At 60.0% G+C, this 20,289-nt stretch carries 19 protein-coding genes and 1 pseudogene; 14 read left to right on the top strand and 6 right to left on the bottom strand.

Going from position 1 to position 20,289, the window contains the following annotated elements; genetic code table 11:
* Positions 1 to 38 precede the first annotated feature (38 nt).
* From V6607_RS25590 to V6607_RS25550, 9 genes are all read left to right on the top strand, one after another.
* Positions 39 to 1,037, top strand: coding sequence for an NAD(P)-dependent oxidoreductase (locus tag V6607_RS25590; RefSeq protein ID WP_003213003.1), 999 nt, complete (start codon positions 39 to 41; stop codon positions 1,035 to 1,037).
* Between the two features lie 118 nt (positions 1,038 to 1,155).
* Complete coding sequence (locus V6607_RS25585) at positions 1,156 to 1,983, top strand: hypothetical protein (protein ID WP_003213005.1); 828 nt, start codon at positions 1,156 to 1,158, stop codon at positions 1,981 to 1,983.
* 156 nt (positions 1,984 to 2,139) lie between these two features.
* Positions 2,140 to 3,399 carry an AGE family epimerase/isomerase gene (locus tag V6607_RS25580; protein ID WP_134327219.1) on the top strand — a complete coding sequence of 420 codons (1,260 nt, stop codon included), beginning with the start codon at positions 2,140 to 2,142 and terminating at the stop codon, positions 3,397 to 3,399.
* A gap of 106 nt (positions 3,400 to 3,505) precedes the next feature.
* On the top strand, positions 3,506 to 4,792 hold the full coding sequence (locus V6607_RS25575) for an ABC transporter substrate-binding protein (RefSeq protein WP_134327218.1): 1,287 nt from the start codon (positions 3,506 to 3,508) through the stop codon (positions 4,790 to 4,792).
* 88 nt (positions 4,793 to 4,880) lie between these two features.
* A complete protein-coding gene (locus V6607_RS25570) occupies positions 4,881 to 5,789 on the top strand; it encodes a sugar ABC transporter permease (RefSeq protein WP_003213011.1) in 909 nt (302 codons plus the stop codon).
* Positions 5,782 to 6,627 carry a carbohydrate ABC transporter permease gene (locus tag V6607_RS25565; protein ID WP_003213012.1) on the top strand — a complete coding sequence of 282 codons (846 nt, stop codon included), beginning with the start codon at positions 5,782 to 5,784 and terminating at the stop codon, positions 6,625 to 6,627. Before V6607_RS25570 ends, V6607_RS25565 begins: the two co-directional genes overlap by 8 nt.
* Positions 6,628 to 6,629: 2 nt before the next feature.
* Positions 6,630 to 7,790, top strand: coding sequence for a sn-glycerol-3-phosphate ABC transporter ATP-binding protein UgpC (gene ugpC, locus V6607_RS25560; protein WP_017475738.1), 1,161 nt, complete (start codon positions 6,630 to 6,632; stop codon positions 7,788 to 7,790).
* A gap of 105 nt (positions 7,791 to 7,895) precedes the next feature.
* A complete protein-coding gene (locus tag V6607_RS25555; protein WP_134327217.1) occupies positions 7,896 to 9,242 on the top strand; it encodes a carbohydrate porin in 1,347 nt (448 codons plus the stop codon).
* A 178-nt stretch (positions 9,243 to 9,420) separates the two neighbouring features.
* Positions 9,421 to 10,266 (top strand): D-hexose-6-phosphate mutarotase, encoded by an 846-nt coding sequence (locus tag V6607_RS25550; RefSeq protein ID WP_003213018.1) that lies wholly within the window; start codon positions 9,421 to 9,423, stop codon positions 10,264 to 10,266.
* 142 nt (positions 10,267 to 10,408) lie between these two features.
* On the opposite strand, the gene V6607_RS25545 is transcribed toward V6607_RS25550, so the two are convergent.
* A complete protein-coding gene (locus tag V6607_RS25545; RefSeq protein WP_173406104.1) occupies positions 10,409 to 11,269 on the bottom strand; it encodes a MurR/RpiR family transcriptional regulator in 861 nt (286 codons plus the stop codon).
* 218 nt (positions 11,270 to 11,487) lie between these two features.
* Here V6607_RS25545 and zwf point away from each other — a divergent pair, with 218 nt between their 5' ends.
* Genes zwf through V6607_RS25530 form a run of 3 tightly spaced genes read left to right on the top strand, consistent with a single transcriptional unit; the run spans position 11,488 to position 14,337 of the window.
* Positions 11,488 to 12,954 (top strand): glucose-6-phosphate dehydrogenase, encoded by a 1,467-nt coding sequence (gene zwf / locus V6607_RS25540; RefSeq protein WP_003213023.1) that lies wholly within the window; start codon positions 11,488 to 11,490, stop codon positions 12,952 to 12,954.
* A complete protein-coding gene (gene pgl, locus V6607_RS25535; protein ID WP_008431579.1) occupies positions 12,941 to 13,654 on the top strand; it encodes a 6-phosphogluconolactonase in 714 nt (237 codons plus the stop codon). The genes zwf and pgl overlap by 14 nt, the downstream gene beginning before the upstream one ends.
* A 17-nt stretch (positions 13,655 to 13,671) precedes the next feature.
* Positions 13,672 to 14,337 (top strand): bifunctional 4-hydroxy-2-oxoglutarate aldolase/2-dehydro-3-deoxy-phosphogluconate aldolase, encoded by a 666-nt coding sequence (locus V6607_RS25530; protein WP_003213027.1) that lies wholly within the window; start codon positions 13,672 to 13,674, stop codon positions 14,335 to 14,337.
* 99 nt (positions 14,338 to 14,436) lie between these two features.
* Here the strand turns inward: V6607_RS25530 and V6607_RS25525 are convergent.
* The 3 genes and pseudogenes from V6607_RS25525 to V6607_RS25515 form a co-directional block, all read right to left on the bottom strand.
* A pseudogene (locus V6607_RS25525) lies at positions 14,437 to 14,544 on the bottom strand (outer membrane lipoprotein carrier protein LolA); the annotation flags it as partial.
* Positions 14,535 to 15,716: an aminotransferase class V-fold PLP-dependent enzyme gene (locus V6607_RS25520; protein WP_134327216.1), complete on the bottom strand. Its 1,182-nt coding sequence runs from the start codon at positions 15,714 to 15,716 to the stop codon at positions 14,535 to 14,537. The gene V6607_RS25520 and the pseudogene V6607_RS25525, both read right to left, overlap by 10 nt.
* Positions 15,717 to 15,728: 12 nt before the next feature.
* A complete protein-coding gene (locus tag V6607_RS25515) occupies positions 15,729 to 15,965 on the bottom strand; it encodes a DUF3820 family protein (RefSeq protein ID WP_265813452.1) in 237 nt (78 codons plus the stop codon).
* A gap of 206 nt (positions 15,966 to 16,171) precedes the next feature.
* Between V6607_RS25515 and V6607_RS25510 the strand changes: the two genes are divergently transcribed.
* Positions 16,172 to 16,639 carry a PA2169 family four-helix-bundle protein gene (locus V6607_RS25510; RefSeq protein ID WP_008431582.1) on the top strand — a complete coding sequence of 156 codons (468 nt, stop codon included), beginning with the start codon at positions 16,172 to 16,174 and terminating at the stop codon, positions 16,637 to 16,639.
* A gap of 55 nt (positions 16,640 to 16,694) precedes the next feature.
* On the opposite strand, the gene V6607_RS25505 is transcribed toward V6607_RS25510, so the two are convergent.
* Both V6607_RS25505 and V6607_RS25500 read right to left on the bottom strand, forming a co-directional pair.
* A complete protein-coding gene (locus V6607_RS25505; RefSeq protein ID WP_003213034.1) occupies positions 16,695 to 17,165 on the bottom strand; it encodes a MaoC family dehydratase in 471 nt (156 codons plus the stop codon).
* Between the two features lie 58 nt (positions 17,166 to 17,223).
* The gene (locus tag V6607_RS25500; protein ID WP_008431585.1) at positions 17,224 to 18,168 is read right to left on the bottom strand and encodes an alpha/beta hydrolase; all 945 of its coding nucleotides are present in this window, start codon (positions 18,166 to 18,168) and stop codon (positions 17,224 to 17,226) included.
* A 209-nt stretch (positions 18,169 to 18,377) separates the two neighbouring features.
* On the opposite strand from V6607_RS25500, the gene fadD2 reads away from it, so the two are divergent.
* Positions 18,378 to 20,066: a long-chain-fatty-acid--CoA ligase FadD2 gene (fadD2, locus tag V6607_RS25495; protein ID WP_003213039.1), complete on the top strand. Its 1,689-nt coding sequence runs from the start codon at positions 18,378 to 18,380 to the stop codon at positions 20,064 to 20,066.
* Positions 20,067 to 20,289: the final 223 nt, after the last annotated feature.

Below are 20,289 nucleotides of genomic sequence, written 5' to 3'. Positions count from 1 at the left end.
GCAACAGCGATGAAAAACGAAAGAATGCGGAGTAAGTCATGAAAATTCTGGTCACCGGCGCAAGCGGCTTCATTGGCGGGCGCTTTGCGCGTTTCGCCCTGGAGCAGGGCCTGGACGTGCGGGTCAACGGGCGGCGGGCCGAAGGTGTGGAACACCTGGTACGGCGCGGCGCCGAGTTTATCCAGGGTGATTTGAATGATCCGGACCTGGTGCGCGAGCTGTGCCGCGACGTCGAGGCCGTGGTGCATTGCGCCGGGGCCGTGGGGCTGTGGGGGCGTTATCAGGACTTCCACCAGGGCAATGTGCTGGTTACCGAAAACGTGGTGGAGGCCTGCCTCAAGCAGCGGGTCGGGCGCCTCGTACACCTGTCTTCGCCGTCGATCTACTTCGACGGCCGTGACCACCTGGGCTTGACCGAAGAACAAGTGCCCAAGCGTTTCAAGCATCCGTATGCAGCCACCAAATACCTGGCGGAGCAAAAGGTGTTTGGCGCCCAGGAGTTTGGCCTCGAAGTGCTGGCCCTGCGCCCGCGCTTTGTCACGGGGGCCGGCGACATGAGCATCTTCCCGCGCCTGTTGAAGATGCAGCGCAAGAACCGCCTGGCGATTGTCGGCGATGGCCTGAACAAGGTCGATTTCACCAGCGTGCACAACCTCAATGAAGCCCTGCTCAGCAGTTTGCTGGCGACGGGCTCGGCGTTGGGCAAGGTCTACAACATCAGCAACGGTGCCCCGGTGCCGGTGTGGGATGTGGTGAACTACGTGATGCGACAGATGGACATGCCTCAGGTCACCCGTTATCGGTCCTACGGCTTGTCTTACAGCGTTGCGGCGCTCAATGAAGCCTTCTGTGCCATGTGGCCAGGGCGCCCGGAACCGTCTTTGTCACGGCTGGGCATGCAGGTGATGAACAAAGATTTCACCCTCGACATCACCCGCGCACGGCATTATCTCGACTACCAGCCCAAGGTCAGCCTGTGGGCGGCCCTCGACGAGTTCTGCAGTTGGTGGAAGGCCCAGGACGTCGGACTTAAATAACCGGCAACACACCGGGAACCGAATTTGCGAACCCGGGTCGATCAGTGCGGCAGGTCGGGGGTTTATACTCCGACGCCTGGCTATCCATATGCCACCTCAAAGGATTTAAGGTTGATTCATGCGTAACGATGCTAACGACGACTTCGACAACGTTCCCAGCCTGCGGGCCGACACCTCGGACGACGATGATTTCGAGCCCACGCCGGCTACCTCCGTGCGCTCCCGGCCTGCGCCGGTTGTCAAGGTCAAGAGCGCCAGTACCGGGCCGCTGTGGGCATTGGTCGGTGCGCTGCTGTTCGCCTTCGCCGGCCTTGCCTGGTGGAGCTTCCAGCAGATTTCCCTGATGGGCCAGCAACTGGTGGCGACCCAGGAAAGCTTCGCGCGCATCAGCGAGGAAGCGGCGGGGCGCCTGCAGGATATTTCCGGCAAGGTGGTGGCCAGCGAAGCCAATGTGAATAATGGCAGCGAGGCCCTGAAACTGCAGATCAAGCAGCTGGAGACCCAGTTGCTGGAGCAGGGCAAGCAGCAGATGGGCGTGGCCGGCCAGGCAACTGACCTGGACAAGCGCCTGGAGCAGATGACCGCCAGCACGACCCAACTGTCCAGTGCCAACGCGCAATTGCAGGGCCAGGTCCAGGCGCTGACGGAGGCGGTGGCTACCCTCAAGTCCCGGGACGCCGAGTTCAAGGACCTCTCCGCCGACGTCGCAGCCCTGAAAAAACAGGGCAACCCCACGGCCGCCATCGCCCGCCTGGAGCAGGACCTTGTGGTCCTCAAGAGCGAACTGGACAACCGCGCCGCGGCTTCGGACGGTCCGTCCACCAAGGAGTTCGACGTGTTCCGCATCCAGACCACGCGTAACGTCACTGCCTTGCAAAGCCAGGTGCAGAACCTGCAGCAGCAGATCAACCAGCCGGCCCGGATCACCCCTCTCGGGCAGCAGTGATGTGAGGTGCTGCAGGCGTCACTACACATGACGCCTGCAGGCCCTGGCACAATCAATGTCACCAATCGGTGACATTTCCCGTCCCCTTCGTTACTTGCCCTCGCGCCGCCCTTGTTTAGACTCCCGTCATCCCGCACATAATAAAAAGGGCTAATCATGACCACGCAACCACTGCCTGCCAGTAGTTGGCTGAACGCACCTGCCCATCACGCCTGGCTTGCCACTGAAGGCCAGCGCCTGCTGTCATTCGCCAAGGCTTCCAGGCTGCCTGACGGCTTCGGCAACCTCGACGATCAAGGCGTCCTGCCGCCCGATGCCGTCGCCGAAACCATGAACACCGCCCGCATGACCCATAGCTTTGCCATGGCCCATGGGCTGGGCCTGCCAGGTTATGCCGACCTGGTGGAACACGGCGTCGTGGCCCTCAGCGGCCCGCTGCGCGATGCCCGGCACGGCGGTTGGTTCGCCACGCCCGACGCCCGCGACGGCAACACCGGCAAGGCCGCCTACCTGCACGCTTTTGTCGCCCTGGCCGCCAGCTCCGCAGTAGTGGCCGGCGCTCCCGGCGCGCAAACCCTGCTCAACGACGCGATCCACATCATCGACCAGTACTTCTGGAACGAAGAGGAGGGCGCGATGCTCGAGTCCTTCGCCCAGGACTGGAGCGGGGTAGAAGCCTATCGCGGCGCCAACAGCAACATGCACGCCACTGAAGCCTTCCTGGCCCTGGCCGATGTCACCGGTGAAACCCGCTGGCTGGACCGGGCACTGCGCATCGTCGAGCGGATTATTCATACCCATGCGGCGCAAAACAGGGACATGGTGATCGAGCATTTCGACAGCCATTGGCAACCCCTGCGTGGTTACAACGAAGACAACCCGGCCGATGGTTTTCGTCCCTACGGCATCACCCCCGGCCACGGCTTCGAATGGGCGCGACTGGTGTTGCACCTTGAGGCTGCGCGCGTGGATGCCGGGCTCGTCACCCCTGAGTGGCTAGTGACCGACGCCAAGGGCCTGTTCGCCAGCGCCTGTGAATACGCCTGGGCCGTCGACGGCGCCCCCGGCATTGTCTACACCCTCGACTGGAGCCAGCGCCCCGTGGTGCGCGAGCGCCTGCACTGGACCCATTGCGAAGCCAGTGCCGCTGCCCAGGCGCTGCTCAAGCGCACGGGGGAGCTGCATTACGAAACCTGGTACCGGCGCTTCTGGGAGTTCTGTGAAACCCGTTTCATTGACCGCACCCACGGCAGCTGGCACCACGAACTGAGCCCGAAAAACCAGCCCAGCGCGAAAATCTGGGGTGGCAAACCGGACCTCTACCACGCCTGGCAGTCTGTCTTGCTGCCGGGTCTACCCTTGTCACCGAGCATGGCCCGTGCCGTGGCCACCGGGCGCTATGTCACCAAGTGGTGACATTTTGGCGTCCCTTTGTTACCTGCACCTGAAAAATCCCTGTTTAAACTCGTTTGCAGCGCAAGCACCGACTTGCATGCATAACAACAAGAAAAAAGGTACTCAGATGAAAGCGATCAGTCGCCTCGCCGTAGCTATTTCCGTTGCCTCGTTGTTTCCCCTCAGTGCTTTTGCCGCCGACTCGAAAGGGACGGTTGAAGTTGTGCATTGGTGGACCTCGGGTGGCGAGAAAGCGGCAGTAGATGTCCTGAAGGCCCAAGTTGAAAAAGACGGTTTCACCTGGAAAGACGGTGCCGTCGCCGGCGGTGGCGGTTCCACTGCCATGACCGTACTGAAAAGCCGCGCCGTTGCTGGCAACCCGCCAGGCATGGCCCAGATCAAAGGCCCCGACATCCAGGAATGGGCGTCCACCGGGCTGCTCGACACCGACGTCCTGAAGGTTCCCGCCAAAGAAGAGAAGTGGGATTCGCTGCTGGACAAGAAAGTCTCCGATACCGTGAAGTACGAAGGTGATTACGTGGCCGTGCCGGTGAACATTCACCGCGTGAACTGGCTGTGGATCAACCCGGAAGTGTTCAAGAAAGCCGGTATCGAAAAACCGCCTACCACCCTCGAAGAATTCTACGCCGCTGGCGACAAGCTGAAAAAAGCCGGCTTCATTGCGCTCGCCCACGGTGGCCAGCCTTGGCAGGACAGCACCGTCTTCGAAGCGGTCGTGCTCTCGGTCATGGGGGCTGACGGTTACAAGAAAGCCCTGGTCGACCTCGACGAAAAAGCCCTGACCGGCCCTGAAATGATCAAGTCCCTGACCGAGCTGAAGAAAGTCGCGACCTACATGGACGCCGACGGCAAGGGCCAGGACTGGAACCTGGAAGCCGCCAAGGTCATCAATGGCAAGGCCGGCATGCAGATCATGGGTGACTGGGCCAAGAGTGAATGGACCGCCGCCAAGAAAGTCGCCGGCAAAGACTACGAGTGCGTAGCCTTCCCGGGCACCGACAAGGCGTTCACCTACAACATCGACTCCCTCGCTGCGTTCAAGCAAAAAGACAAGGGCACTGCTGCCGGCCAGCAGGACATCGCCAAGGTGGTGCTGAGCGAAAACTTCCAGAAGGTCTTCAGCATCAACAAGGGCTCGATCCCGGTTCGTATCGACATGTTGAAAGACATGGGCAAATACGGCTTCGACTCCTGCGCCCAGACCGCCGCCAAGGACTTCCTTGCAGACGCCCAGACCGGTGGCCTGCAGCCGAGCATGGCGCACAACATGGCGACCACGCTGGCGGTACAAGGCGCGTTCTTTGATGTCGTGACCAACTACATCAACGACCCGAAAGCTGACCCTGCGGATACCGCGAAGAAACTCGCTGCCGCGATCAAGTCGGCCAAGTAACGGTTAGCACTGAATGGCCTTGTGGGGGGACCCCTAACCCCCACAAGGCATGTTCCGGTAGTCCTTTTTCCCTGTACTGGATTTTCCCATGAGTTCTGTTGCTGTGTTCAGCAAAGCCTCGCCGTTCGATGCACTGCAGCGCTGGCTACCCAAACTGGTGCTGGCGCCGAGCATGTTCATCGTTCTGGTGGGCTTCTATGGCTACATCCTGTGGACGTTCGTGCTGTCGTTCACTAACTCGACTTTCCTGCCGACCTACAAGTTCGTAGGCCTGGCGCAATACGTGCGCTTGTTCGACAACGACCGCTGGTGGGTCGCGAGCAAGAACCTCGCGGTATTCGGTGGCATGTTCATCGGCATCACCCTGGTGATCGGCGTGACCCTGGCGATTTTCCTCGACCAGAAAATCCGTCGCGAAGGTTTTATCCGCACCATTTACCTGTACCCGATGGCGCTCTCGATGATCGTCACCGGTACCGCCTGGAAATGGCTGCTCAACCCAGGCATGGGCCTGGACAAACTGCTGCGTGACTGGGGCTGGGAAGGCTTTCGCCTGGACTGGCTGATCGACCCGGACCGTGTGGTGTATTGCCTGGTGATCGCTGCTGTGTGGCAAGCCTCCGGCTTCATCATGGCGATGTTCCTTGCCGGCCTGCGCGGTGTTGATCAATCGATCATCCGTGCGGCGCAGATCGACGGCGCGAGCATGCCGCGCATCTACTGGAAAGTGGTGCTGCCAAGCCTGCGCCCGGTGTTCTTCAGTGCGGTAATGATCCTGGCGCACATCGCGATCAAGAGCTTCGACCTGGTGGCGGCCATGACGGCGGGTGGTCCGGGTTACTCCTCCGACCTGCCGGCGATGTTCATGTACTCCTTCACCTTCAGCCGCGGCCAGATGGGCATGGGTTCGGCCAGTGCGATTCTGATGCTCGGTGCGATTCTCGCGATCATCGTGCCTTACCTGTACTCCGAGCTGAGGACCAAGCGCAATGACTAGTCTTGCTGGCAAACCTGCCATCAGCCTGAGCCGCGTCGCGATCTACGCGGTGCTGATTCTCGCTGTCCTGCTGTACCTGGTGCCGTTGGTGGTCATGTTGCTCACCAGCTTCAAGACCCCGGAAGACATCAGCACCGGCAACCTGCTGAGCTGGCCCACCGTGATCACCGGCATCGGCTGGGTGAAAGCCTGGGCCACGGTTGACGGCTACTTCTGGAACTCGATCAAGATCACCGTTCCGGCGGTACTGATCTCCACCGCCATCGGTGCGTTGAACGGCTACGTGCTGTCGATGTGGCGCTTCCGTGGTTCGCAGTTGTTTTTCGGCCTGTTGCTGTTCGGGTGCTTCCTGCCGTTCCAGACCGTGCTGCTGCCAGCCTCGTTCACCCTCGGCAAGATGGGCCTGGCCAGTACCACCACGGGCCTGGTGTTCGTGCACATCGTCTACGGACTGGCGTTTACTACACTGTTCTTCCGTAACTACTACGTCAGCATTCCCGATGCACTGGTGAAGGCGGCTCGCCTGGATGGCGCGGGGTTCTTCACGATCTTCCGCCTGATCATCCTGCCGATGTCGACACCCATCATCATGGTGTGCCTGATCTGGCAGTTCACGCAGATCTGGAACGACTTCCTGTTCGGCGTGGTGTTCTCCAGCGGTGATTCGCAGCCCATCACGGTGGCGCTGAACAACCTGGTCAACACCAGTACCGGGGTCAAGGAATATAACGTTGATATGGCGGCGGCGATGATCGCCGGGCTGCCGACCCTGCTGGTCTATGTGGTCGCAGGCAAGTATTTCGTGCGCGGCCTGACGGCCGGCGCGGTCAAGGGGTAATCATGGCAACGCTCGAACTTCGTAACGTAAACAAGACCTACGGTACCGGTCTGCCGGACACCCTGAAGAACATCGAACTGTCGATCAAGGAAGGTGAGTTCCTGATCCTGGTCGGCCCTTCGGGTTGCGGCAAATCGACCTTGATGAATTGCATTGCCGGCCTGGAAAACATCACCGGTGGCGCGATCATGATCGGCGACCAGGACGTCAGCGGCATGAGCCCCAAGGATCGTGACATCGCCATGGTGTTCCAGTCCTACGCGCTGTACCCGACCATGAGCGTGCGCGAGAACATCGAATTCGGCCTGAAGATTCGCAAGATGCCCCAGGCGGCGATCGATGAAGAAGTGGCGCGAGTGGCCAAGCTGCTGCAGATCGAGCACCTGCTCAATCGCAAGCCGGGCCAGCTCTCCGGTGGCCAGCAACAACGTGTGGCCATGGGCCGGGCACTGGCGCGTCGCCCGAAGATCTACCTGTTCGACGAACCGCTGTCCAACCTCGACGCCAAGCTGCGGGTCGAGATGCGTACCGAAATGAAACTGATGCACCAGCGTCTGAAAACCACCACCGTCTACGTCACCCACGATCAGATCGAAGCGATGACCCTGGGCGACAAAGTGGCGGTCATGAAGGACGGCATCATCCAGCAGTTCGGCACGCCGAAAGAGATCTACAACGACCCGGCCAATCTGTTCGTGGCGAGCTTCATCGGTTCGCCGCCGATGAACTTCATTCCACTGCGCCTGCAACGCAAGGACGGCCGCCTGGTGGCGCTGCTGGACAGCGGCCAGGCCCGCTGTGAATTGCCGTTGAACATGAACGATGCCGGTCTTGAAGACCGCGAAGTGATCCTGGGCCTGCGCCCGGAGCAGATCGTACTGGCTGCCGCTGAAGCCACCGGCGCGCCGACCATTCGGGCCGAGGTGCAAGTCACCGAGCCGACCGGTCCGGACACCCTGGTGTTCGTGCAAATCAATGACACCAAGGTCTGCTGCCGCCTGGCGCCCGATGTGGCGCCGCAAGTGGGCGAGACCCTGACCTTGCAGTTCGACCCGGCCAAAGTGTTGCTGTTCGACGCCAAGACCGGCGAGCGCCTGGGCACTGCCGCTTCGTTGCCTGCCCAGGACCGTGCCGACAACGTCGCTCAATTCAAGGGACGCTGAAGTTTCAAATGATGTGTAGGGGCTTTTGTGAGAGTCCTGCTCTCACAAAGAAGTAAACCGCGTTAGATAAAAACAGTTAATAACAATAAAGACGAGGATGTAGGGATGAAAAAGCACCACAACAACACCCGGTTGTTCTGCCAACTGTCAGCAGCAGCAGCCCTGGTACTGTCCGCCAATGCGATGGCGGACGACGCGTTCAGCGCCGACTCCAAGTGGATGACCGGTGATTGGGGCGGCGAACGTACCAAACTGATCGAGCAAGGTATCGACATCAAGGCGGATTACGTCGGTGAAGTCGGTGGCAACCTTGGCGGCGGCTACAACAACGACAAGACTGCCCGTTACGCTGACCAGTTCGGTCTGGGCGTGGCACTGGACCTGCAAAAGCTGTGGGGCTGGGATAACACCCAGGCCAAGATCCAGTTGACCAATCGTAATGGCGCAAACATCTCCAACGACCGTATCGGTGACCCGCGTGCCGGCACCTTGAGTTCGTCTCAAGAAGTCGACGGCCGAGGCCACATGGTGCGTCTGACCCAGTTCTGGGTTCAGCACCAGATGTTCGACAACAAGCTGGACGTGAAGCTCGGTTACTTCGGTGAAGGCGAAGACTTCAACACCTTCCCGTGCGACTTCCAGAACCTGTCGTTCTGCGGCTCCCAGGTCGGTAACTATGTAAACACCTGGTACAACTGGCCAGTCGCCCAGGCGGCTATTCGCGTGAAGTACAACATCACGCCTGAACTGTATGCGCAAATCGGTGCATACAACCAGAACCCGTCGCAACTGGAGCACGGCAACGGCTTCAAGCTCAGCGGCAGCGGCACCAAGGGCACCGTGATTCCGGTGGAATTGGTCTGGTCGCCTAAGGTCAATGGCCTGCCGGGTGAATACCGTGTGGGTTACTACAAGAGCGCCGCGGACGCCAACGACGTACTTAAAGATGTCAATGGCAACGATGCAGCCACCACTGGGGCAGCCTACCGTGTGCGCAGCAGCAAAACCGGCTATTGGGGCGTCGTGCAACAGCAACTCACTACCCACAATGGCGACGCTTCCCGCGGCTTGAACATCGCGGCCAACGCCACCTTCCACGACAAAGACACCAACCTGGTCGACAACTACCAGTCGGTGATGCTTGTGTACAAAGGCCCATTCGACGCCCGTACCAAGGATGACGTGGGTATCGGTGTGTCCCGTATCCATGCCAACAGCGACGTGAAGAAAAACGCCGAGCTGTATAACGAGGCCAACGGTTTCACCGATTACAGCGAAGCGGGTTACGCGCCGCTGCGCAACACCGAATACAACGTCGAACTGAACTACGGCATCCACGTCACCAACTGGCTGACCGTGCGTCCCAACCTGCAATACATCGCCAACCCAGGTGGTGTTAAGCAAGTCGACAACGCGGTGGTAGCGGGCCTGAAAATTCAGTCTACGTTCTAACGTTGTTGCGATAAGCTCCTTCTCTCTGTGCGCATTTTGCGGGTAGCCATGGCTATCCGCTTTTTTTTGTGTGGGAGCTGGCTTGCCTGCGATGCGCGCCCCGCGGTGTATCTGCCACACCGAGGCGATGCCATCGCAGGCAAGCCAGCGCCTGCAAAGATATTCAGGACCGTGGCACATGCATGAGCATCCGCTGCAACGCTTTTTCAAATCCCTGCGCGAGCGGCCGGTATTCGCCTGGGAACGCTTCCAGATGCGCGATGTGCTGGTGATTGATCACCCGCTCTGCCAGGCGGTGTTCAGTCGCCAGGGCGCGCAATTGCTGCACTTTCAGCCCACGGGCCAGAAGCCCTGGCTGTGGTGCGCTGCCAAGTGGCCGCAGGTCGGCGCCATCCGTGGCGGCGTGCCGGTGTGTTGGCCGTGGTATGGCCGCCATCCCAGCGAAAACGCCTGGCCGTCCCATGGTTGGGCACGGCTGATCGACTGGAAATTGCTGGACAGCAGCACCGACGACGACGGCGTGCGTTTGCACTGGCAATTGCAGCTATGCGACTGGCAAGTGGACCTGCATGCACACCTGGGGGAAACCCTGGAGCTGCGCCTGGCCACCGAGCACCAGGACGAGCTGCCGTGCCAATTGAGCCATGCTTTGCACGCTTATTGGCGGATTGGCAACGTTGGTGAGATAGCGCTGTCTGGGCTCGATGGCGCGCAGGGCTACGACCAGCTGAATCGTCAGGCGTGCCAGCAGGAAGGCGAGTTGCGTGTCGATGGTGGGTGTCAGCGGGTGTTCCAGCACGACGGTGAACTGCACCTCAAGGACCATGCCTGGCAGCGCGAATTGTGCATCGACACTGGCGAGAGTGCCGACACGGTGGTGTGGCACCCGGGGAGTCGACCATTGCTGGGGGTGAGCTTCAACGAGGCTGCGGGGTTTGTGTGTGTGGAGTCGGCGATGGCTGCTGCGAGCCTGGCGCCGGGGGAGAGGGCGCATTTGAGTTTGCAGGCGAGGGCGGGGGCTTGATCCGGATGTTCCGGTGTTGCTGATGCCGCTTTCGCGAGCAAGCCCGCTCCCACATTAGACCGAGTTCCACTTTTGGAATGCAGTCGAATGTGGGAGCGGGCTTGCTCGCGAAGAGGCCGGCACATTCACAGTAGATTCGGGCCTAGTTGAATTCATCCCCAACCGGATACCGGCTGTCGTTCAAGCTCTCTTTGATCTTGCGCAAGTGCGGCTGGAAATCCACCCCGCGACGCAAGGTCATGCCCGTCGCCAGTACATCCAGCACCGTCAACTGAATGATCCGCGAGGTCATCGGCATGTAGATGTCGGTGTCTTCCGGCAACGGAATGTTCAGGCTCACCGTACTGGCCTTGGCCAGCGGCGAATTTTCGGCGGTCACGCCCAGCACCGAGGCGCCGTTTTCCCGCGCAATACGTGCTACTTCCACCAGTTCACGGGTACGCCCGGTGTAGGAAATGATCACGAACAACTCCCCGGTGTGGGCCACCGAGGCGATCATCCGCTGCATCAGCACATCGGCGTGGGCCGTGACCGACAGGTTGAAACGGAAAAACTTGTGCAGCGCGTCCATGGCCACCGGCGCCGAAGCACCCAGGCCGAAGAAGTGGATCTGCCGAGCCTGGATCAGCAGGTCGACGGCCTTGCTGATCAGGTTCGGGTCCAGGGCCTGGCAGGCGCTGTCGAGGGACGCGATGGCACTGCCGAAGATCTTCTGGGTGTAGGCCTCCGGGTTATCATCGGCCTCCACCGCGCGGCTGACATACGCCGCGCCGCTGGCCAGGCTTTGCGCCAGCTGCAATTTAAGTTCAGGGTAACCACTCACGCCGAACGAGCGGCAGAAGCGGTTCACTGTAGGTTCGCTGACCGAAGCGGCCTGGGCGAGGGCGGCGATAGAGAAGCGGGTCGCCTGCTGCGGGTTGAGCAGGATGACCTCGGCGACTTTACGTTCAGCCTTGTTCAGTTCTTCGAGGCGTTTCTGGATCTGTTCCAGTAGATTTCGCACGCGGTCCATTCATGTTTCCTTAGGGCGACGATGCAAATAAGGGTCGTCAACCAATCGACGAGCGGCCCTTTGCGGTGGCCTATCCTACTGAGGGTAGTTGAACACCACCACTCGGAATACGTTTTTCGGGAAAATGTTGTGGTTATTACTACATTTTTCCTTGAGTGATGCCTTAAAAAAAGGTATTTGTAGCTTAACTTGATAAAAGAACAAACATCATGCCTTCGATAACCGTAGAACCCTGCACCTTTGCCCTGTTTGGCGCCTTGGGTGATCTGGCGCTGCGCAAGTTATTTCCTGCCCTCTATCAACTCGATGGTGCGGGCCTGCTGCACGAAGACACGCGCATCCTGGCCCTGGCCCGTGAGGCCGGTTCCGAGCAACAGCACCTGGCCCACATTGAAAAAGAATTGCGTGGTTACGTTGGCAAGGAACTGGACGAAACCGTCGCCCAGCGTTTCCTGGCCCGCCTGACGTACCTGCATGTCGACTTCCTGAAGGCCGATGACTACGTCGCCCTGGCAGAGAACGCCGGCACCGAACAACGCCTGATCGCCTACTTCGCTACCCCGGCGGCGGTGTATGGCGCGATCTGCGAGAACCTGTCCAAGGTCGGCCTGGCGGAAAATACCCGCGTGGTCCTGGAAAAACCCATCGGCTCGGACCTGGATTCCTCGCGCAAGGTCAACGACGCAGTGGCGCAGTTCTTCCCGGAAAACCGCACCTACCGCATCGACCACTACCTGGGCAAAGAGACCGTCCAGAACCTGATCGCCCTGCGTTTTGCCAACAGCCTGTTTGAAACCCAGTGGAACCAGAACTACATCTCCCACGTGGAAATCACCGTGGCCGAGCAAGTAGGCATCGAAGGTCGCTGGGGCTATTTCGACAAGGCCGGGCAGCTGCGGGACATGATCCAGAACCACCTGCTGCAGCTGCTGTGCCTGATCGCCATGGACCCGCCCGCCGACCTGTCTGCCGACAGTATTCGGGACGAGAAGGTCAAGGTGCTCAAGGCCCTGGCGCCCATCAGCCCGGACGGCCTGACCACCCAGGTGGTGCGTGGCCAATACATCGCCGGCTACAGCGCCGGCAAGCCGGTACCGGGTTACCTGGAAGAAGAGAACTCCAACACCCAGAGCGACACCGAGACCTTCGTCGCCCTGCGTGCCGATATCCGTAACTGGCGTTGGGCCGGGGTGCCGTTCTACCTGCGTACCGGCAAGCGCATGCCGCAAAAACTGTCGCAGATCGTCATCCACTTCAAGGAACCGTCCCACTACATCTTCGCCCCGGAGCAGCGCTTGCAGATCAGCAACAAACTGATCATCCGCCTGCAACCGGACGAAGGGATTTCCTTGCGCGTGATGACCAAGGAGCAGGGCCTGGACAAGGGCATGCAACTGCGCAGCGGCCCGCTGCAACTGAATTTTTCCGACACCTATCGCAGCGCACGGATTCCCGATGCCTACGAGCGGCTGTTGCTGGAAGTAATGCGTGGCAACCAGAACCTGTTTGTGCGCAAAGATGAAATCGAAGCTGCGTGGAAGTGGTGTGACCAGTTGATCGCCGGATGGAAAAAATCCGGTGATGCGCCCAAGCCGTACGCGGCGGGGTCCTGGGGGCCAATGAGCTCGATTGCACTGATCACGCGGGACGGGAGGTCTTGGTATGGCGATATCTGATTTGAAACTGCCTCAGGGCGTGACTGCCCATGAGTACCGCAACCCGGTGCTGCTGGCGGATGGCTTGGCCAATGACGTGGCCGAACAACTGCGCGCGGCCATCAGTGCCCGTGGCGAGGCGACCCTGGTGGTGTCCGGCGGCCGCAGCCCGGTGGCGTTCTTCCAGAACCTCGCCAAGCAAGGCCTGGACTGGTCCAAGGTGACCATCACCCTGGCCGACGAGCGCTGGGTGCCGGTGGAACATGCCGACAGCAATGCCGGCCTGTTGAAGAAGTATTTGCTGCAAGGCCCGGCGGCCAAGGCCAAGTTCCTGAGCCTGTACAGCGTCGCCGCCACCCTTGACGACGCTGCCGAGCAGGCCGATCGCCTGCTGGCCGAGTTGCCGGCGATTGATGTGCTGGTACTGGGCATGGGCGACGACGGCCACACCGCGTCGCTGTTCCCCAACAGCCCGAACCTGGCTGAAGCGTTGAAGCCGGACGGCAGCCGTCGTTGCTGGCCGATGCTGGCGCCGACTGTGCCGCACCAGCGCCTGACCATGAGTCGCGCGCTGCTGGCCACCGCCCACTACACCGTGCTGTCGATTTCCGGCAGCTCGAAATTGACCACCTTGAGCGCCGCGCTGGCCAGTGACGACGTTGCTGCCATGCCGATACGCGCGTTTTTGCAACCTACTCTAGAGATTTACTGGTGCCCATGAGCCAAGGATCAGCCGCGATGAACAGCCCTCAACCTACCGTTTCCATGGCGGACAAAGTTGCCTTGATCGACAGCCTCTGCGCCAAGGCGCGGATCCTGCCGGTGATCACCATTGCCCGTGAACAGGACATCCTGCCGCTGGCCGATGCCCTGGCAGCCGGTGGTTTGACCGCACTGGAAGTGACCCTGCGTTCGCAGTTCGGCCTCAAGGCCATCCAGGTACTGCGTGAGCAGCGTCCGGAGCTGTGCACCGGTGCCGGTACCGTGCTGGATCGTCATATGCTGGAAGCGGCCGAAGTGGCCGGTTCGCAATTTATCGTCACCCCCGGGATTACCCGTGACCTGCTGGAAGCCTCGGTACACAGCTCGATTCCGCTGTTGCCGGGCATCAGCAATGCCTCCGGGATCATGGAAGGTTATGGCCTGGGTTATCGCCGCTTCAAGCTGTTCCCGGCTGAAGTCAGCGGTGGCGTGGCGGCGATCAAGGCCCTGGGCGGCCCGTTTGGCGAAGTGAAATTCTGCCCGACTGGCGGTGTTGGGCCGGCCAACATCAAGAGCTACATGGCGTTGAAAAATGTGATGTGCGTGGGCGGTAGCTGGATGCTTGATCCGGAGTGGGTCAAGAACGGCGACTGGGCACGCATCCAGGAAACCACCGCCGAGGCGCTGGCCCTGCTGGACTGATTGGATTTACCGAATCGTTGTTGCTGTGTTCTACGGCATTTTTGCGGTGCACTTGGTCGGTGTACCGCTTTTTTTTGCCTGCGGAAAATGGCCCACTCCCACTGTAGGAGCGAGCTTGCTCGCGAAAAAACCGAGAGCACCGCTGGGTGTCAGGTTTCCCGTGTCATCGTTAACGACCTTCGCGAGCAAGCTCGCTCCTACAGTGATATCGCGCTCAGTTCGGTGATGGCTTTGATCAGCGCATGAATGTCCGCCGCTGACGTCAAAAAGCCTGGTGTCACCCGAATACAACTGCCGAACGAGGCCCCGCTGCGGGTTGTGGTGAAGAGGTTGTATTCCTTGAGCAGTCGGTCCGCCATCACCTGTTGATCCGGCTGATGAGTGAACTTGAACGACGTAATCGCGCAGTACAGCCGTGGATCATCCGGCGTCAGCACTTCAATCCCCGGCAACTGCCGCACCTCACTCACCCACAAATCCCGCAGGTAGTTGAGTCGGGCACCCTTGGCCTTCGAACCGCCCAACAAGCGATGCTCCTCGAACACCAGCGGCAAGGTCATCAACGCCGGGAAATTCGGCGTACTGTATGGCGTGCGGGCACGTACATCGGTGGCCGGGTAATGAAACTCACCCATGTCCGGATCAATGTCCGCCAAGCGTTGTGGGTCGATGTAGATAAAGCCCAGGGTCAACGGCGCACCGATCCACTTGTGCAGGTTGAAACCGGCAAACGCGATACCCAACTGCGCCAGGTTGAACTCGATCTGCCCCAGCGCATGGGCGCCATCGAGGATCACATCAATTCCATGTTCCCTGGCAGCGCCGGCAATCGCCTCCACCGGCATCACCAGCCCGGTGCGGTGGGTCACGTAGGTCAGTGCCAGCAGTTTCAGGCGGGGATAGCGCAGGAACGCATCGCGATACGTCTGCACCAGGCTGTCGAAACTGGCCGGGTGTTCGTGGGCAATCTCGATCACTTCTACACCGCGATTCTGCGCCAGCCAGCGCATGGCGCCCTTGACGGTGTCGTACTCCAGGTCGCTGATCAGCACCTGGTCGCCGGGCTGCAAGCGGTTGTAGTTGCGGATCAGCGACTGCAACGCATCCGAGGCGCAGCGGGTGAGGGCGATGGCTTCAGGATCGGCGTCCATCAACTGCGCCAACTGGTTACGGATCTCGACGTTTTCGCCCTGCTCGAAACGCTGGCGCACATGGATCGAGTTGCTGCGGTTGATGAAGGCGACGTTGTCCTGATACTGCTCAAGTACCGCGCGGCTCATGCGCCCGAAGTAACCGTTTTCGAGGTTGATCGGGCCGGGCTCCAGGTCGTAGCGCTGGGCGATGGCGTGCCAGTGTTGTTCGTCGCGGGTACTGTCCATGTGCGTGCTCTATTAATGACGAGGGGAGGGCTTGCCGTGCTTGGCGCGTAGGGGTTCCAGCAGTTCGGATAAACCGTTGTGGTCGATTTCCTGCATCAGGGCCAGCAACCCGCCCAGTTCACCATGGGGGAAACCTTCACGGGCGAACCAGTTCAGGTAGGGGCCGGGCAAGTCGGCAATGATCCGGCCCTTGTACTTGCCGAAGGGCATTTCGCGGGTGATCAGCAGTTCAAGTTTTTCAGGGTTCATTGCGGCTTCAGGTGTTTGAGTCGGTGCTTTGGAAAATACAGGCATTCTGCATGGAGGCCAAATGACAGATCATGCAAATAAAGCGGATACAGATTTTTGTGTATTGGCTAACTTATTGAAATTTAAGTAATAAATTGTTTTTCAAAAGCTGGCACGGGCGCTGCAATTACTAATACACGTTTCTTAACCCGCGAAGGAATTGAAAAATGACTGATATCAACAAAGAATCGATCTCCGTACTCAACGACCTGATCGAGACCAGCAAAGACGGCCAGGAAGGCTTCAAGACCTGCGCAGAAGACATCAAGCACCCTGAACTCAAAGCCCTGTTTGCCAAACGTTCCGTTGATTGCGGTACCGCCGCTGCCGAACTGCAGACCGCAGTAAGAGCACTGGGTGGTGATCCGGAAAAATCCGGTAGCGTCGCCGGTGCCTTGCACCGTGGTTGGGTCGACGTGAAGTCGATGGTGACCGGTAAAGACGAAGAAGCCGTGCTGAACGAAGCCGAGCGCGGTGAAGACCACGCACTGAAGGCTTACAAAGAAGCGATCGAGAAGATCAACAAGCACAACCTGCTGGGCATTCGTGACCTGGTAGAGCGTCAGTTCCACGGCGCGCAACGCAACCACGACCAGGTGAAAGCCCTGCGTAACCAGGCTCGCGCTCAGTCTTGAGCCCCGCCTGAATAAAAAAGCCCCGCAGATGCGGGGCTTTTTCATGGGCGTTCGTTCAACCGATGCTGATGGCCGGCAGTTCGGTCAGGGTCACGGTCTGCTGCTTGCGTGGCGCGAGGATCTCGGCTTCGCCATCCACCACCAGTTCATCGCGCTGGTTGAATACGCGGGTGGCGATACGCACGCGGAATTTCGGCAGCTTCTCGAGGATTTCCAGACGCACGGTCAGGGTGTCGCCGATTTTGACCGGCTTCTGGAAGGTCATTTGCTGGCCGATGTATATCGTGCCGGGCCCAGGCAACTCGCACGCAACCGCCGCGCTGATCAGGGCGCCGCTGAACATGCCGTGGGCAATGCGCTCCTTGAACATGGTCGCCTTGGCGAATTCGGCGTCCAGATGCACCGGGTTGTGGTCGCCGGACATTGCCGCGAACAACTGGATATCGCGCTCTTCGACGGTCTTGCTGTAGCTGGCGGTCTGGCCGACTTCGAGGGCTTCGTAAGGCGTGTTGGTAACCTGGGTCATCAGTTGGTGCATCCTGTGGCTAATCAGAAATCTTAATATATTGATTTTAAACGAAAAATCATTCGCAGCGAGTAGGGCGGCGCAGCACTGCTGCCTGGGCCAGCCACGTCAGCACGTCGGCTGTGACCGCATCACGGTTGGTTTCGTTGAATAATTCGTGGCGCGCCTGTGGGTAAATGCTCAGCTCCAGGTGCTGGCAGCCGGCTTCACGCAACGCATTGGCCAGACTTTTGAGACGCTTGCCTTCACTGACCGGATCACATTCACCGCCCATTATCAGGATGGGCAGCCCCGGGTCTATCTGAGCGAGATTGGACGCTTTGCTGATTTGCTGCAAGCCGCCCAGCAGGTCGATCCACAGCTGGTTGGTGCAACGGAAGCCGCAAAGCGGGTCGCTGACGTACTTGTCGACCTCGGCCGGGTCACGGCTGAGCCAGTCGAAAGCGGTGCGATTGGGTTTGAACGCCTTGTTGAACGATCCAAATGACAGGAAATCAATCAGCGCACTGCGCCCGCGCAACCCCTGGCGCAGGCGTTCGACATGGGCAATCACCTTGGCCGCGCCGTACAGCGCCACCGGCTGGAAATTCGAGCCGCTGAGAATCGCCCCGTTAAGGCTCGCGCTGTGGTGCAGCAGGTACGCCTGGGCAATGTAGCTGCCCATGCTGTGGCCCAGCAGGATGATCGGCACCCCCGGCGCTTGCTGGCCGATATGCTGGTTGAGGCTCGCCAGGTCGCCCACCACCTTGTTCCAGCCGTCTTTCTCGGCGAACAGCCCCAGGGTGCCCTCGTCGGCGGTACGCCCGTGGCCGCGCTGGTCGGGGGCGTACAGGCCGTAGCTGGCATCACACAACGCCTGGGCCAGGCGGGCATAGCGGCCACTGTGCTCGGCCATGCCGTGGGCCAGCATGATCAGCGCCTTGGGCGGCCCGTCCGGCAGCCACTGGTTGACGTACACCCGACTGCGGTCATTCGCGGTCAGCCAGAAAGTGGTGTGGTTCATGGCGCTTCCTTTGCTCAGGGTCGTTGCAGTGTATAGCTCATTCACCGCAGGCCGCTGGATCAGCGCTGGCCTTGGCGGGGAGATTCACACAATCAATGACGCATCTTGTTGTATTTGCCTGATTGACCATAGCTGCTAACGTCCCCAAAGCTCCGCTTTCATCGCAACATCAAAAGCGGCCGGACCACTCAGGTAAGAGGACAAGAATAATGCAACCTGATTTCTGGAATGACAAACGCGCAGCCGGGGTTCCCAACGAGATCGACCTCACAGCCTATAAATCGGTGATCGAAGTCTTCGAGCGTTCCTGCAAGACCTTTGCCGATCGTCCGGCGTTCAGCAACATGGGGATCACCCTGACCTACGCCGAGCTGGATCGGCGCAGCGCCGCGTTCGCCGGTTACCTGCAGTGGCACACCGACCTCAAGCCGGGTGACCGCATTGCCGTGCAGATGCCCAACGTCCTGCATTATCCGATTGCCGTGTTCGGCGCCCTGCGCGCCGGGCTGATCGTGGTCAACACCAACCCGTTGTACACCCCGCGGGAAATGCGTCACCAATTCAAGGATGCCGGCATTCGTGCGCTGGTGTACCTGAACCTGTTTGGCTCGCGGGTTGAAGAAGTCAGCAAGGACACCGAGATCGAATACCTGATCGAAGCGAAGATGGGCGACTTCATGCCTGCCGCCAAGGGCTGGCTGATCAACACCGTGGTCGACAAGGTGAAGAAGATGGTCCCGGCCTATAACCTGCCGCAAGCCATCTCCTTCAAGCGCGCCCTGCGCATGGGCGCCGGCCAGGCACTCAACCGCCACCCGGTGACCCTCGACGACATCGCGGTGCTGCAATACACCGGCGGCACCACCGGCCTGGCCAAGGGCGCGATGCTTACCCACGGCAACCTGGTGGCCAACATGCAGCAAGTGCGGGCGTGTATGTCGCAACTGGGGGACGACGGCCATCCGCTTATCAAGGAGGGGCAGGAGGTGATGGTGGCGCCGCTGCCGCTGTACCACATCTATGCCTTCACCGCGAATTGCATGTGCATGATGGTGTCGGGCAACCACAACGTGCTGATCACCAATCCCCGGGACATCGGCGGCTTTATCAAGGAGCTGAAAAAGTGGCGCTTCACCGGGCTGCTGGGGCTCAACACCCTGTTCGTGGCCTTGATGGACCACCCGGACTTCAAGAGCCTGGATTTCTCCCACCTCAAGCTCACCAACTCCGGCGGCACCGCACTGGTCAAGGCCACGGCCGAGCGCTGGCAGCAACTGACCGGCTGCGCGATTGGTGAAGGCTACGGCTTGACCGAAACCTCACCGGTGGCCAGCACCAACCCCTATGGCGGCAAATCGAAGCTGGGCACCGTGGGCATTCCGGTGCCGGGCACGGCGATGAAGATCATCGACGACAACGGCGCGGAGCTGCCGCTGGGCGAGCGGGGCGAGCTGTGCATCAAGGGCCCGCAAGTGATGAAGGGCTACTGGCAGCAGCCGGTGGCGACCGCCGAGACCCTGGACGCCGAAGGCTGGCTCAAGACCGGCGATATAGCGGTGATCGACCCGGACGGCTTTGTGCGCATCGTTGATCGCAAGAAGGATCTGATCATCGTCTCGGGGTTCAACGTGTACCCCAACGAGATCGAAGACGTGGTGATGGCGCATCCGGCGGTGGCCAGCTGCGCGGTGATCGGCGTGCCGGACGAGCGTACCGGCGAGGCGGTGAAGCTGTTTGTGGTGGCCCGTGCCCAGGGCGTGAGCCTTGAAGAGCTGAAGACCTACTGCAAGGCCAACTTCACCGGCTACAAGGTGCCCAAGCATATTGTGTTGCGTGAGTCGTTGCCGATGACGCCGGTGGGCAAGATCCTGCGGCGCGAATTGCGCGACATAGCCTGATTTGAAATAAGGTCAAAAAATGTGGGAGCGGGCTTGCTCGCGAAAGCGGTGTACCAGTCGACATATCCTGTGACTGACACTGCGCTTTCGCGAGCAAGCCCGCTCCCACATTTGGTTTTTATTCATTCAGTTTAAATGCGTAGATGCCCATTCCAGAGCCCTTTCTTGGCTTATAGAATCTTTGCTCTAAAAATGACCATTAGATATTCTTGAGTCATGTTTA

Origin of the sequence: Pseudomonas sp. KK18 (assembly GCF_037094675.1) — a bacterium.
Taxonomy (GTDB): Bacteria; Pseudomonadota; Gammaproteobacteria; order Pseudomonadales; family Pseudomonadaceae; genus Aquipseudomonas.
The sequence above is the reverse complement of the archived record's forward strand: the minus strand, read 5'-3'. Positions and strand labels throughout refer to the sequence as shown.